At 60.4% G+C, this 13,097-nt stretch carries 12 protein-coding genes; 7 read left to right on the forward strand and 5 right to left on the reverse strand.

Annotated features, from left to right (window positions below):
* The first annotated feature begins 288 nt into the window (after positions 1-288).
* The 4 genes from ACN0Q0_RS01790 to ptsP all read left to right on the forward strand — a co-directional run bounded on the left by ACN0Q0_RS01790 (position 289) and on the right by ptsP (position 5,329).
* Positions 289-762 (forward strand): NUDIX hydrolase, encoded by a 474-nt coding sequence (locus ACN0Q0_RS01790; RefSeq protein ID WP_417241634.1) that lies wholly within the window; start codon positions 289-291, stop codon positions 760-762.
* A gap of 107 nt (positions 763-869) precedes the next feature.
* Positions 870-1,373, forward strand: coding sequence for a DUF1178 family protein (locus tag ACN0Q0_RS01795; protein WP_417241635.1), 504 nt, complete (start codon positions 870-872; stop codon positions 1,371-1,373).
* Between the two features lie 137 nt (positions 1,374-1,510).
* Entirely contained in the window at positions 1,511-2,746 is a 1,236-nt protein-coding gene (locus tag ACN0Q0_RS01800) for an aspartate kinase (RefSeq protein WP_417241636.1), read from the forward strand.
* Between the two features lie 333 nt (positions 2,747-3,079).
* Positions 3,080-5,329: a phosphoenolpyruvate--protein phosphotransferase gene (gene ptsP, locus ACN0Q0_RS01805; protein ID WP_417241637.1), complete on the forward strand. Its 2,250-nt coding sequence runs from the start codon at positions 3,080-3,082 to the stop codon at positions 5,327-5,329.
* Positions 5,330-5,351: 22 nt separating this feature from the next.
* Here the strand turns inward: ptsP and ACN0Q0_RS01810 are convergent, their stop codons facing one another.
* The gene (locus tag ACN0Q0_RS01810) at positions 5,352-6,128 is read right to left on the reverse strand and encodes an EcsC family protein (protein ID WP_417241638.1); all 777 of its coding nucleotides are present in this window, start codon (positions 6,126-6,128) and stop codon (positions 5,352-5,354) included.
* Positions 6,129-6,173: 45 nt separating this feature from the next.
* Positions 6,174-6,665: a GNAT family N-acetyltransferase gene (locus ACN0Q0_RS01815; protein ID WP_417241639.1), complete on the reverse strand. Its 492-nt coding sequence runs from the start codon at positions 6,663-6,665 to the stop codon at positions 6,174-6,176.
* 143 nt (positions 6,666-6,808) lie between these two features.
* On the opposite strand from ACN0Q0_RS01815, the gene ACN0Q0_RS01820 reads away from it, so the two are divergent.
* Complete coding sequence (locus ACN0Q0_RS01820) at positions 6,809-7,393, forward strand: flavin reductase family protein (RefSeq protein ID WP_417241967.1); 585 nt, start codon at positions 6,809-6,811, stop codon at positions 7,391-7,393.
* 89 nt (positions 7,394-7,482) lie between these two features.
* Here the strand turns inward: ACN0Q0_RS01820 and ACN0Q0_RS01825 are convergent, their stop codons facing one another.
* Entirely contained in the window at positions 7,483-9,090 is a 1,608-nt protein-coding gene (locus ACN0Q0_RS01825; protein ID WP_417241640.1) for a SulP family inorganic anion transporter, read from the reverse strand.
* 364 nt (positions 9,091-9,454) lie between these two features.
* On the opposite strand from ACN0Q0_RS01825, the gene ACN0Q0_RS01830 reads away from it, so the two are divergent.
* Together ACN0Q0_RS01830 and ACN0Q0_RS01835 are read left to right on the forward strand one after the other, a co-directional pair.
* Complete coding sequence (locus tag ACN0Q0_RS01830; protein WP_417241641.1) at positions 9,455-10,330, forward strand: S-methyl-5'-thioadenosine phosphorylase; 876 nt, start codon at positions 9,455-9,457, stop codon at positions 10,328-10,330.
* Positions 10,331-10,394: 64 nt separating this feature from the next.
* Positions 10,395-10,925, forward strand: a complete 531-nt coding sequence (locus ACN0Q0_RS01835; protein ID WP_417241642.1) for an adenine phosphoribosyltransferase — start codon at positions 10,395-10,397, stop codon at positions 10,923-10,925.
* Between the two features lie 173 nt (positions 10,926-11,098).
* Here ACN0Q0_RS01835 and ACN0Q0_RS01840 read toward each other — a convergent pair whose 3' ends face one another.
* Positions 11,099-12,517: an FAD-binding oxidoreductase gene (locus ACN0Q0_RS01840; RefSeq protein WP_417241643.1), complete on the reverse strand. Its 1,419-nt coding sequence runs from the start codon at positions 12,515-12,517 to the stop codon at positions 11,099-11,101.
* 22 nt (positions 12,518-12,539) lie between these two features.
* Positions 12,540-13,085 carry a DUF1697 domain-containing protein gene (locus ACN0Q0_RS01845; protein WP_417241644.1) on the reverse strand — a complete coding sequence of 182 codons (546 nt, stop codon included), beginning with the start codon at positions 13,083-13,085 and terminating at the stop codon, positions 12,540-12,542.
* Between the last annotated feature and the right edge of the window lie 12 nt (positions 13,086-13,097).

Genomic DNA, 13,097 nt, shown 5'->3' on the forward strand with positions numbered 1-13,097 from the left:
ACAGGCACAATTCTACAAAAGGCAGATTGTGAATATGACCCAGATCAAGTTTTAGAATTCTTCTAATAACCCTTCTAAATCGGTAAGACTTCCGACCGCCCTGCCGCACCAAAACCCGCACCTGACCATTACGGTCGCGGGTGCCATTTGTACGCTCGGCCAAAAGCCACGGACGCTCCCGCGCCGCCACACGCACAAGAACATCCCCCCTCGGGTCGAAAGTGCTTTCGTCTGTTTGTGCGTTGGGGTTAACCTGTTGAAAAGCACTTCGAGCAGACAATGACCCATATGTCGCCTATCAAAACCAAACAACGCCGCCTGAAATTGGGCAACACCCCGAAAACAGGGGTGCGCACGCAATTCGGGGCGCTGTGTTGGCGTATCAAGGACGATAAACTTCAGGTGCTCCTGATCAAATCGCGCAACCGCAAACGGTGGATCATCCCGAAAGGATGGCCGATGCACAAAGCCACCCCCGCCGAGGCCGCCGCGACCGAAGCATGGGAAGAGGCCGGCGTCAAAGGCACCCCGTCCGAAGTGTGCCTGGGGATTTACTCTTATCGGAAACTGCGTGCATCCGATGAGGCCCCCATGCCCTGTGTCGTCGCGGTTTTCCCGTTTCAAGTTGCCGAACTGCACGATGACTTTCCCGAAAAGGGCCAACGCAAACGCAAATGGATGTCACCGCAAAAGGCCGCCGCCCGCGTGCCGTTCCCCGAGTTGGCCCAGATCATCCGCACCTTTGATCCGCGCGGACTATAGCGCCCGCACATCAGCCGTCCGGATTGGGCCTTTGCGCTGTCGCACCGCGCCCTATATATAGACCTGACATGCCCACCCCCTTAGACGAAGCCCCATAACGAGCCCCCATGATCCGTTACACGCTCAAATGCCAAAACGATCACAGCTTTGACAGTTGGTTCAAATCCGCTGACGGGTTCGACGTGTTGACGGCTGCAGGTCAGGTCAGCTGTCCGGTCTGCGACAGCTCGCGCGTGACCAAGGCCCTCATGGCGCCCCCCGTATCAACCGCCCGCAAGGACGGCTCCGATCAGGGGACATCCGCGCCCGTCACATCGCCCGATCCCGCACCTTTGCCCGTGACGCATGACGGCCCCCATGACACGCCCACGCCGCTCTCGGCCCCCGCCAGTGACGTTGAACGCGCCATCGCGGCCATGCGCAAACATGTGGAAAGCACCTCCGACTACGTGGGGTTGGAATTCACCAAACAGGCCCGCGCCATGCATGATGGCGACACCCCCGCCCGCGCCATCTACGGCGAGGCCAATCTGGCCGATGCCAAGGCGCTGATCGAGGACGGTATCGCCGTCATGCCGTTGCCTTTTACGCCCAAGCGCAACACCAACTAGGCCAATCGCAGCCCCATAAGGGGACTGACCGCAACGGGTGGCCAAAAAACATCCGCAGATATGCGCATGGCCTTGCCCTTTCGCTCCGGCGCTCTTAAAGAACCCCAGATCATTCAGACGGGGGAGATGAGGCCAAAATGCCAGTTCTCGTGATGAAATTCGGCGGCACCTCTGTCGCCACACTCGATAAAATCAAACGGGCTGCAAAGCGCGTGGGACGTGAAGTGGCCAATGGCTACGACGTGATTGTCGTGGTCTCTGCCATGTCGGGCGAAACCAACAAGCTTGTCGGCTATGTCAATGAAACCTCTCCGATGTACGATGCGCGCGAATACGACGCCATCGTCTCTTCCGGCGAGAACGTAACGGCGGGCCTGATGGCCTTGACGCTTCAGGAAATGGACGTGCCCGCGCGGTCGTGGCAGGGATGGCAAGTGCCGCTCAAAACCACCTCCGCGCATGGCGCCGCCCGGATCGAGGAAATCCCGACCGGCAACATCACCGCCAAATTCGGCGAGGGTATGAAAGTCGCTGTCGTCGCGGGCTTTCAGGGGATTTCCCCCGAAGGCCGCATCACCACGCTTGGCCGTGGCGGATCCGACACCACCGCCGTGGCCTTTGCCGCCGCATTCGGCGCGGAACGCTGTGACATCTACACCGACGTCGACGGCGTCTATACCACCGACCCGCGCATCGAAAGCAAAGCGCGCAAGATGGACAAGATCGCCTTCGAGGAAATGCTCGAACTGGCCTCTTTGGGCGCGAAAGTGCTGCAAACCCGTTCGGTCGAGCTTGCCATGCGCTACGGCGTCAAGCTGCGCGTTTTGTCGTCGTTCGAGGAATATGACCCCAATGCTGGCACGCTGATCTGTGCCGAGGAGGAAATCGTGGAAAACAAACCTGTCTCCGGCATCGCCGCATCGCGTGAAGAAGCGAAAATGACCCTCGTCGCGGTGGCCGACCGTCCCGGTATCGCCGCTGCCATCTTTGGCCCTCTGGCCGAGGCCGGCATCAACGTCGACATGATCGTGCAAAACATCTCTGACAACGGCGAAACGGACATGACGTTCTCTTGCCCCACCGATCAGGTTTCGCGCGCCAAATCCGCACTCGACTCAGCCAAGGACAGCGGCGGCATCAACTACACCGAATTGCTGTGCGATCCGGATGTGGCAAAGATTTCGCTCGTCGGCATCGGCATGCGGTCGCAATCGGGCGTCGCGGCGAAAATGTTCGACGTGCTGTCCAAAGAGGGCATCAACCTCAAGGTCATCGCCACTTCGGAGATCAAGATTTCCGTTCTGGTGGATCGCAAATATACCGAACTCGCCGTGCAATCGCTGCACGATGCCTTCGAGCTCGACAAAGTCTGAACGTCGACCTGATCGCCACGGATATTCCCCCGCCCTCTTTGTAGGCGCGGGGGTTTTCGTACGCGGGGCGCATATGCGAACAAACCTGTCCTCTCCGCCTGATCTAAAACACAACACCACAAACACGTTTAACGGGTGCAAAAGACCTTCGCGACCGCAGCATATCTTTGCAGTTGCAGCATTAACTGTCGGAAAACTATGCGAATTCACGCTCAAAGTGCCTTGGCGCTCCCCTCGGGGTTGATTTGCACTGGCCCCCGCCCCCATTTGTGCTCTAAACGAACCGATCGCCCCTAAAGGGATGGCGCGTAACAGGCAGGGACATCGGAACCGATGCAAGACAGCAGCGAAAGTGATAGTCGAAAGCTACTCGGTCGCCTGCGCGATACGTTGGCCGAAGATACAGGCAGCCAGGAGCGTCTGGACCACATCACCCACCTGATTGCCGACAGCATGCGTACCGAAGTGTGCTCGATCTATCTGTTCCGCGACAATGACACATTGGAACTGTGTGCAACCGAAGGGCTCAAGGCCGAAGCCGTCCACCAGACCCGTATGCGCATCGGCGAGGGCCTTGTCGGTCGTGTGGCCCGGTCCAAACAAACCATCAACTCCGCCGATGCGCCATCCGAGCGCGGATTTCGCTATATGCCCGAAACGGGGGAGGAAATTTATTCCTCCTTCCTCGGCCTGCCGATCCAGCGCCTTGGCGACACGCTTGGTGTTTTGGTGGTCCAATCCAAACAGGCCCGCCAGTTTTCCGACGACGAGGTCTATGCCCTCGAAGTGGTCGCGATGGTATTGGCCGAGATGAACGAACTGGGCGCGTTTGTCGGCGAGGACAGCGCCTTTGGCCTGCACACCCATCCCGTGCTGTTTCGCGGCACCACAGGCCAAGAGGGCGTGGCCGAGGGCAAGGTCTACCTCCACGAGCCGCGCGTTGTCGTCACCAACCCCGTGGCCGACGACCCCGATGTCGAAACACAGCGCCTCAACGAAGCCGTTGATACCCTGCGCATTTCCGTTGACGACATGCTGTCGCATCTGGAGCCGGGTGAAAAAGACCAACGCGAGGTGTTGGAAACCTACCGGATGTTTGCCAATTCACGGGGGTGGATGCGCCGGATGGAGGCCGATATCACGCGGGGTCTCTCCGCCGAGGCCGCCGTGGAGAAAGAGCAATCCGTTGCCCGTACGCGCCTGTCCTCCTCCTCCGATCCCTATATGCGCGAGCGCCTTCACGATCTGGATGACCTGTCCAACCGCCTCTTGCGGATCCTGACGGGTCAGGGCCATGAAACAGGGGCCGAGATGCCCGAAAACGCGGTGCTGATTGCACGCAACATCGGCCCGGGTGAACTGTTGGATTACGGCAAGAACCTCAGCGGGATCGTATTGGAACAAGGCTCGGTCGGCAGTCACGCCGCCGTGGTGGCCCGCGCATGGGCCATCCCGCTCGTGATCCACGCCGACCGGATCACCACCGAGGCCCTGAACGGCGACCACATCCTTATTGACGGCGACCAAGGCATTGTCCACCTGCGCCCCGAAGAGAACGTTGCCCGCGCCTTTCGCGAAAAAATCGCGATGCAGGCACAGGCGGTGGAACGCTACGTCGGGCTTGTCGACCTGCCCACCGACACCACCTGTGGCAAGCGTATCCAGTTGCACATGAACGCAGGCCTGATGGCCGATCTGCCGTCCCTGACCTCGTCGGGGGCCGAGGGCGTGGGACTGTTTCGCACCGAGTTACAGTTCCTGATTCGCAACAAAGTCCCACGCCGGGGCGAGCTTGCGTCCCTGTACGGGCGCGTCATGGACGCCGCCCGCGGCAAGCGCGTGGCCTTTCGCACGCTTGATATCGGGTCCGACAAAGTGCTGCCCTATATGAAGCCGCAAGACGAACCGAACCCCGCCATGGGGTGGCGCGCGATCCGTGTCGGGCTTGATAAACGCGGTGTGATGCGGATGCAGTTGCAGGCCCTTATCCGGGCCTGTGCGGGGCGTCCGTTGACAATCATGTTTCCGTTTGTGGCCCAGTTCGAAGAGTTCCGCGCCGCCAAGGCCATGCTCGACGCCGAACTGGTGAACGAGGAGCGCCTCGGGCACGTCTTGCCCTCCGACGTCGAAGTGGGCGCGATGTTGGAAACCCCCTCGCTCGCCTTTGCGCCCGATCAGTTCTTTAAGGAAACCGATTTTATCTCGATCGGCGGCAATGACCTCAAACAGTTTTTCTTTGCTGCGGACCGTGAAAACGAACGGGTGCGCCGCCGCTATGACACGCTCAACGTATCGTTTTTGACCTTCATCCGCCAAATTGTCAGCCGGTGTGACACGCATGGTACGCCCGTATCGTTTTGCGGCGAGGACGCGGGTCGTCCCGTTGAGGCCGTGGCACTGGCGGCAATGGGAGTGCGCACCTTGTCGATGCGCCCCGCCTCCATCGGCCCTGTGAAATCGGTGCTGCGCAAGGTCAACCTTGACGAGGTTGTGGCCCTTGTCGATGCGGCTGCCGCGCGGGGCGATCAATCCGTACGGGCGGCCATTGTCGGCTATCTGGCGGACAATGGCATCGCGGTTTAGGCGACGACACCACCGCGTGGTGCTATAGCGCCTTATAGGCTGCGGCCAACCGGTCTTTGAGCACCTCGAACGGCTCTCCCGAATCCTCGGCCATGCGCATCATGCCAAAGGTGACATGCGCCATGTCCTGATAGTAGGCGGTATAGGCGTAATTCGTCGCCGCCCCTGCGACAGCGCCCAAAACAGGCACGGTTTGCGTGGCGAGTTTTTGCCCCAGAACGATGGAAAACCGGGGCGCGACCTTTGCAATAATCCCGCTCAACGTGGCCCCTGTCAGGGTGGTGCGTGCGGCCAGAAACCCCAAATCCGCACCGTCATCATCCGCCAACGGACCTGCGGCGGCAAACACCTGAATACAGGCCTTGCGCACATCATCGCGGGTCGGGTCGAACCCGTGTTCCTCTGCGACGCCCTGAATGGTATGTAACAAGACCGTTGTGGTCACAGGCAGTTCGGCCAGAGCGGAGGGCAATCCACCGGCGCCGCCCGCCGCCCCCAAGGCCGAGGACACCGCACGGCTCAACCATCCGCCTCCCGTATAGCCACGGCTGCGGGTACGCGATGCACCATCAAAAGCCAACTCCAACGCCGAAAGCGTGGCGCTTTCCAATCCGCCGCGCACGGGTTTGGGCAGCTTGCCGAACACCCCGTCTGCGGTGCCGCCGACAAGGTTCAACAGCTGCATTCCGGGATTGTTCGCCCGTTTGAGTTTGCGCGCCAGATCGGCAATCGCCGCCTCTGTCGGAGCTTGCAACACGGCGTTGTCGCCATCGGTAAGCGCGGGAAGTTTGTGTTTCATGGGATCAATGTGGGGAGGCGTAGCACGTTTGCCAAGAGAGGCGTCCTAAATCGCCTTATGCACGTCACCCGTCACGCCGTCCCATGCGCCCTCAACCAACTCATAGCCCAACACGCGGTCGGGGTTGGTCGGCGGCGGCATCGCCACGTGATCGAGTTTCTCGAAGCCAAAACGCGAATAATAAGGCGCGTCACCGACCAAAAGCACCCGCTCCCATCCGAGCTTGCCCGCCCGTTCAATGCTATCGGTCATCAACAACCCGCCAAGGCCCTCGCCCTGTCGCGTCGGGTGAACGGCAATCGGCCCGAGCAAAAGCGCCATCGCGCCACTTTCGCCCACACGAACAGGCCAGTACCGGATCGCGGCCGCCAGAACCTCGCCCTCGTCACGGGCCACAATACATAGATCGGTTACACGGCGCACACCGTCGCGCAAACGGTACGACGACAAAAGCTCGCGCCCCGGTGCAAAACAGGTGTCGTAAAGGTATTCCACCTCCCAATAATCATCCGCCGTTTCGACGTCGATCCGATACACCGCGTGCCCCCTCGCCATGCCCGCGTTGCGCCCCTTATGTCGCCGCGAGTCCAGTTTGTTCTCGAAATTTTGCTAACATGGGACTAAGTGAGGGGCAACGCACCTTTGTACCTGACGCCCCCGCCCCTTGAGAAAGACGCATGATGTTTTACCGCCCCGCTGATGGCCACGGCCTTCCCCACAATCCGTTCAATGCGATTGTCTCGCCGCGCCCCATCGGATGGATTTCAACACGCTCCGCCGAAGGCCACGACAACCTCGCGCCCTACTCGTTCTTTAACGCAGTGGCCTATGAACCACCTCAGGTGATGTTCGCCTCGTCAGGCCGCAAGGATACCCTCAACAATGTCGAACAAACCGGCGTGTTTTGCGTCAACATCGTCGGGGCCGAGGCCGCACACATCATGAACCTGTCCTCCGCCGCCCTCGCCCACCATCAGGACGAATTTGCCCACTCAGGCGCGATGCGGGCCGAATGTGGCGAGATCGCCTGCGCCCGCGTGTCCGACGCCCCTGCCACTCTGGAATGCAGGCTCACACAGGTCGTGCGCCTCGCAGGTGCCGACAATCACGCGGTCTTCGGCGAAGTCGTCGGCATCCACATGCGCGATGATTGCGTGGTGAACGGACGGTTCGATGTGGTCAAAGCACGGATGCTGTCGCGCTTGGGCTACCGCGATTACGCCGAAGTCAAAGAGGTGTTCGAACTGATGCGGCCCAACGACTGAGGCCCGTCAACGCAGGCCGGCCTGTATACATCGGACACAAAAAGGGGCCCGCAAAGGCCCCTTTTATTGCTTCATAATATCGACGCGTCTTAGTGACCCGCGCCGAGAATACCGGTGCGCACTTGGTAATCCGTGGCGATTTCGTAATCGGGATCGTCGTCACTATCGACCATCAGGTGGCCCGCATTGGTGAGCAGGTTGTGACAATCGTGACTGAGATGGCGCAACTGGATTTCCTTGCCCGCCGCCTCGTATTTCAGCGCCACGGCCTCGATCGCGGTGAGGGCGGATTGGTCGGCCACGCGGCTGTCTGCGAAATCAACGATGACCATCGACGGGTCGGCGGCGGGGTCGAACAACTCCTGAAACCCCTCGGCCGAGCCAAAGAACAACGGTCCCTGAATTTGATAAACCTTTGCCCCCTCGGGGGTCTCGTAGGTCTTGGCGTGGATGCGCGAGGCGTTTTGCCATGCATAGGCCAGAGCCGACACGATCACACCCACAACCACCGCAATCGCGAGATCTTCGAGCACGGTCACCACGGTCACGAGCACGATCACAAAGGCGTCTGTTTTGGGGACTTTGCGCATCACGTTGAACGAGTTCCATGCAAATGTGCCGATCACCACCATGAACATCACACCGACCAGTGCCGCGAGCGGGATTTGTTCGATCAGCGGCGATGCAACGACGATAAAGGCCAACAAGAACAATGCAGCGGTGATACCGGAGATGCGCGTGCGTCCGCCCGATTTCACGTTGATCATCGATTGGCCGATCATCGCACAGCCCCCCATGCCGCCAAAGAAGCCCGTGACCACGTTGGCCGCGCCCTGAGCGATACACTCTTGGGACACGCCGCCGCGCTCGCCCTTGATCTCGCCCACGAGGTTGAGGGTCAACAGGCTCTCGATGAGACCGATCGCCGCGAGGATCAAGGCATAGGGAAAGATCACTTCGAGCACAGACAGGAACTGCGGCAGGCTTTCAAACATCGGCACCGCAGGGATGTGGAAGGTCGGCAAGCCGCCTTTGATCGCGGCCATATCGCCCACGCGTGGCACGGGCAGGTCAAAGGCAATCACCACAACCGCCGTGACCAGAATCCCCGCAAGCGGCGCGGGGATGATGTTGGTCACCTTGGGCAGGAAATGCACAACGGCCATCGTCAGGCCGACCAGAACGAGCATGATCATCAACGGACCACCCGTCATAAAGGAATCGGATCCGGGTTGTTTGAACTGGGTCATCTGCGCGAGGAAAATCACGATCGCCAGACCGTTCACAAACCCGAGCATCACGGGGTGTGGCACCAAACGGATGAATTTGCCCAGACGGAACACACCCGCCAGCACTTGTAAAATGCCCATCAGAACAACGGTGGCAAAGAGGTATTCAACCCCGTGCTCGGCCACAAGCGCCACCATGACAACGGCCAAAGCCCCCGTTGCCCCCGAAATCATACCGGGGCGCCCGCCAAAGATCGCGGTGATCAACCCGACCATAAAGGCCGCATAAAGACCCACAAGCGGGTGAACCCCCGCCACAAAGGCAAAGGCCACAGCCTCGGGGACGAGCGCCAAGGCCACGGTCAGGCCCGACAAGAGTTCGGTTTTAAATTGCGAGGGCGTCAACTTTGTGTCGCCGCCCGAAATGGACAGGTTCTTCGCAAAAGATGCGAGAGCAGATTGAATCACGGGAAATCCCCAATATTTGGATATATGCGTTTGGCCGCCTTCTAACGCGTGTTAGCGCCAAAGGCAAAGGGAGAGGACCCGCACGCACACCCGCCGTGGTGGGCAGGTCACAACACGATCCCCCGACAGAGCGTCAAACGCGCCAATAGGGGGGGGACCGTGACCGCATAATGCACGGCCATCCGGCCCACGATCGTGACAATCCCCCCACGCCGCTACGGCGGCAAATGTCCAGACGTAAGCCGATGGCCCATGACGCCAACCTGCTCACGCTTTGTGACCCGGTTTTGATGGTATTGCGGCTTTTCATCCGGACGCGGGCGCGGCACTGTAGCGCCAAACAGACTCAGACGAGGAACGACACATGGAACGGATGATTGGCGTGATGGGCGGTTCCGGCGTCTACGAGATCGACGGGATAGAGGACGGCAAATGGGTCGGTGTCGAAACCCCGTGGGGCGATCCGTCCGACCAGATCTTTACCGGCACTCTGGATGGGGTCAAAATGGCATTTTTGCCGCGTCACGGGCGTGGCCATGTCCACACGCCAACATCCGTGCCATATCGTGCCAATATCGACGCCATGAAGCGCCTTGGCGTCACGGACCTGTTGTCCGTCTCCGCCGTGGGATCGTTTCGCGAGGAACTCGCCCCCGGTGATTTTGTCGTCGTCGACCAGTTCATCGACCGCACGGTGAACCGCGACAAGACGTTTTTCGACACGGGCCTCGTCGCCCACGTGTCCGTCGCGCACCCCACCTGCGCCCGCCTGTCGGGTCTGGCCTATGAGGCGGCGCGGCAAACGGGGGTGACGGTCCACATGGGCGGCACCTATCTGGCGATGGAAGGTCCGCAATTCTCATCCCTCGCCGAAAGCCGCATGTACCGCGACAGTTGGGGCGCGGATGTGATCGGCATGACCAATATGCCCGAGGCCAAACTCGCCCGCGAAGCCGAAATCTGCTATGCGTCCGTCGCGATGGTGACGGATTATGACAGTTGGCACCCCGACCACGGCGAGGTCGACATCAACGCGATCATCGCCACGCTTGGCGCGAACTCGGCCCATGCCAAAGGCCTCGTTGCCGCCCTACCTGCGCTTTTGACCTCCGCCTATGCGCCTTGCGCCCACGGCTGTGACCGCGCCCTCGAATACGCCATCATGACCGCGCCCGACAAACGCGACCCCGCGATGGTGGCAAAACTCGACGCGGTTGCGGGGCGGGTTCTTGCATCCTGAATTTCGACCCCGAGTGACCCACGATACTGACCCACGACACGCCACGGATTCCAAGGAACACCAGATGAAAACCGTCAAAGACTACATCCGCACCATCGTTGATTTCCCCCACGAAGGGATCATGTTTCGCGATGTCACGACCCTGTTCGCCGATCCACGTGGAATGCGGTTGGCCATTGACCAGATGCTCGATCCCTTCGTGGGTCAACAGATCGACAAGGTCGTGGGCCTTGAGGCGCGCGGATTTATCCTTGGGGGTGCGATTGCCCACCAACTGTCGGTGGGCTTTGTCCCTGTGCGCAAAAAGGGCAAGCTGCCCGGAAAAGTGATTTCGGAGGCCTATACCCTCGAATACGGTGAGGCTGTGGTGGAAATCCATGACGACGCCATCAAGGCCGGCGAGAAAATCCTGATCGTGGACGACCTTTTGGCCACAGGCGGGACAGCCAAGGCTGGGATCAAACTGATCGAACGTCTGGGCGGGGAAATCGTCGGCACCACGTTCATCGTCGACCTTCCCGAGCTTGGTGGGCGCAAAGTCTTGGAAGATCTGGGATATTCCGTACATGCGCTGTGCGATTTCGAGGGAACGTGAACGGTTTGGTAAGATTCGCGGCGTAAACATATCCGTGTTCCTTGGAGCAAGGAACGTTGCTTGCACCGATGTGAAAACATCACATTCTAAATGCGCCCTGACCGCCCCCCGGTCAGGGCGCACCTTTTTGACAAGCTTCCGGATTTACCGCTCGGCTTTATCGCAATGCGCCCTCAGTCCCGCACCCGCAACACCGCACCGGGGTTCATAATACCGTTCGGATCCAACGCGTCCTTGATCGCCCGCATCGCAGCCAGTTTCACGGGATCCTGATAGCGCTCCAGATCCTCGACCTTCAACCGCCCGACACCATGCTCGGCGCTCACCGATCCGTCATAGGCATGCACCAGATCGTGAACGGTCTTTTTGACTGCGCCGCGGATCGCATCAAAATCCGCACGCTCACGGCCCCTGGCGGGAAAGACGTTGTAATGCAGGTTGCCGTCCCCCAGATGCCCGAAGCAATTGACGCGGATATCACCCAAAGCATTCAACCGCGCGATCCCGTCAGGAATAAACGCGGGGATGCGCGACAGCGGCACCGAAATATCATGGCTCGAAATCGAACCGATGCGCTTGTTGCCCTCCGGAATACGCTCGCGCACCGCCCAAAACTCGGCCCGTTGCGCGGCACTCGACGAAATCACACCGTCCTGCACCACCCCCGCCGCATGTGCCGCCTCGAACAGCCCGCCAAGCGCCTCTTGCGGATCGCCGACACCCGACAGGCCAAGGTCGATCAACACGCACCATTCAGGGCGCTGCGCAAACGGTTGGCGCACCTCGGGCAGGGTTTCGGTTAAAAAGTCCAACCCCACACCCGATATCAGTTCAAACGCCGAAATGCCTTCGCCAATCCGGCTCCGCGCCATGGACAGCAAATCCAACGCCGCCTGCGGATCGCTCACCACCATAAACGCCGCAGCCTCATGTTCGGGGCGCGGGTACAGACGCAACGCGGCGGCGGTGATAATTCCGAGCGTCCCCTCGGAGCCGATCATCAGGTTTTTGAGGTCATAGCCCGTGTTGTCCTTGCGCAGCCGTTTCAGCCCGTGCCAAATCTCCCCCGAGGGCATCACCACCTCAAGGCCCAAACACAAGTCCCGCGTATTGCCATAGCGCAGCACATTGAGCCCGCCCGCGTTGGTCGCCAGATTGCCGCCGATCCGGCATGATCCTTCGGCGGCAAGCGAGAGCGGGAACAGGCGGTCCCCGGCCTCCGCTGCGGCTTGGACGTTGGCCAGAACCGCACCGGCCTCGACCACAATCACATTCTCGGACGGGTAGACCCCGCGCACGGCACTCATGCGTTCCAACGAGATCGCAATGGGCTCGGGCCCGTCGTATGCCACCTGACCCAGAACCAACCCCGTCCCACCGCCAAGCGGCACAACCCCGACCCCCGCCGCGTTGCACAACCGCACGATTGTCGCGACCTCATCCACGGTTCGCGGACGCGCCACAAGCGCCGCACGCCCCGCATGACGCCCGCGCGGGTCATCCAGCTCGCCCGTCTGACGCGGCTGAAACGTCCCCTCGGGCAGAGCGGAAGTCAGATGTGACAGGAAATCGGCAGAGGGTTGGTTGGTCATATTGAACAGTCCTTTGCGCGGTTCAGACGGGCGATGCGCCACGCGCCAAAGCCGCGATTTTGCGACAGGAGTTGAGATTGCGTGCGGTGACCATTTCGGCACGCACATAGGTTTCGTAACGCGCCGCCGGTTTCGAGCGCGCGGTGCCATTGGGCGTGTAGAGGTAGAACACCTGATCGATCAGCGCAAACTCTTCGCCCTTGTCGCACAGGGCCGCAAAGGCCTCCGCGTCAAAACTGATCTCGCCACGCAAAAACACCAGATGCAATCGCTGTGGCGTCTCGATCGCCTGCGGGTAGGGATTGTGGCGCAATGCGGCCTCGAGTTCATCAAGCGTGACAGCATTGGCGGGGCGCTCCAAATCAAAGCTCTCGCGCAAAATTGCTTCCACCTTTGCCTCGACCTCACCCCGCCCCAGTGGCGATGAAACCAACGCATTGCCGGTTTGGATATAGGTTTGGACATCCGCAAACCCCGCCTGCGTCAGCGCCGCGCGAAACGCGGCCATCGGCAACTTGCCTTGTCCGGCGACATTGACCGCACGCAAAAAGACAATCCAACGTTGCACGATCAAACCTCC

This window comes from Celeribacter sp., from assembly GCF_048259695.1.
Lineage (GTDB): Bacteria > Pseudomonadota > Alphaproteobacteria > Rhodobacterales > Rhodobacteraceae > Celeribacter.

Excerpts from the sequence above, each read along its gene's own strand:
- ACN0Q0_RS01840 (WP_417241643.1), bottom strand. The coding sequence starts at position 12,517 with ATGACCAACCAACCCTCTGCCGATTTCCTGTCACATCTGACTTCCGCT.
- ACN0Q0_RS01820 (WP_417241967.1), top strand. The coding sequence starts at position 6,809 with ATGTTTTACCGCCCCGCTGATGGCCACGGCCTTCCCCACAATCCGTTC.
- ACN0Q0_RS01835 (WP_417241642.1), top strand. The coding sequence starts at position 10,395 with ATGAAAACCGTCAAAGACTACATCCGCACCATCGTTGATTTCCCCCAC.
- ACN0Q0_RS01810 (WP_417241638.1), bottom strand. The coding sequence starts at position 6,128 with ATGAAACACAAACTTCCCGCGCTTACCGATGGCGACAACGCCGTGTTG.
- ptsP (WP_417241637.1), top strand. The coding sequence starts at position 3,080 with ATGCAAGACAGCAGCGAAAGTGATAGTCGAAAGCTACTCGGTCGCCTG.
- ACN0Q0_RS01795 (WP_417241635.1), top strand. The coding sequence starts at position 870 with ATGATCCGTTACACGCTCAAATGCCAAAACGATCACAGCTTTGACAGT.
- ACN0Q0_RS01800 (WP_417241636.1), top strand. The coding sequence starts at position 1,511 with ATGCCAGTTCTCGTGATGAAATTCGGCGGCACCTCTGTCGCCACACTC.
- ACN0Q0_RS01790 (WP_417241634.1), top strand. The coding sequence starts at position 289 with ATGTCGCCTATCAAAACCAAACAACGCCGCCTGAAATTGGGCAACACC.
- ACN0Q0_RS01830 (WP_417241641.1), top strand. The coding sequence starts at position 9,455 with ATGGAACGGATGATTGGCGTGATGGGCGGTTCCGGCGTCTACGAGATC.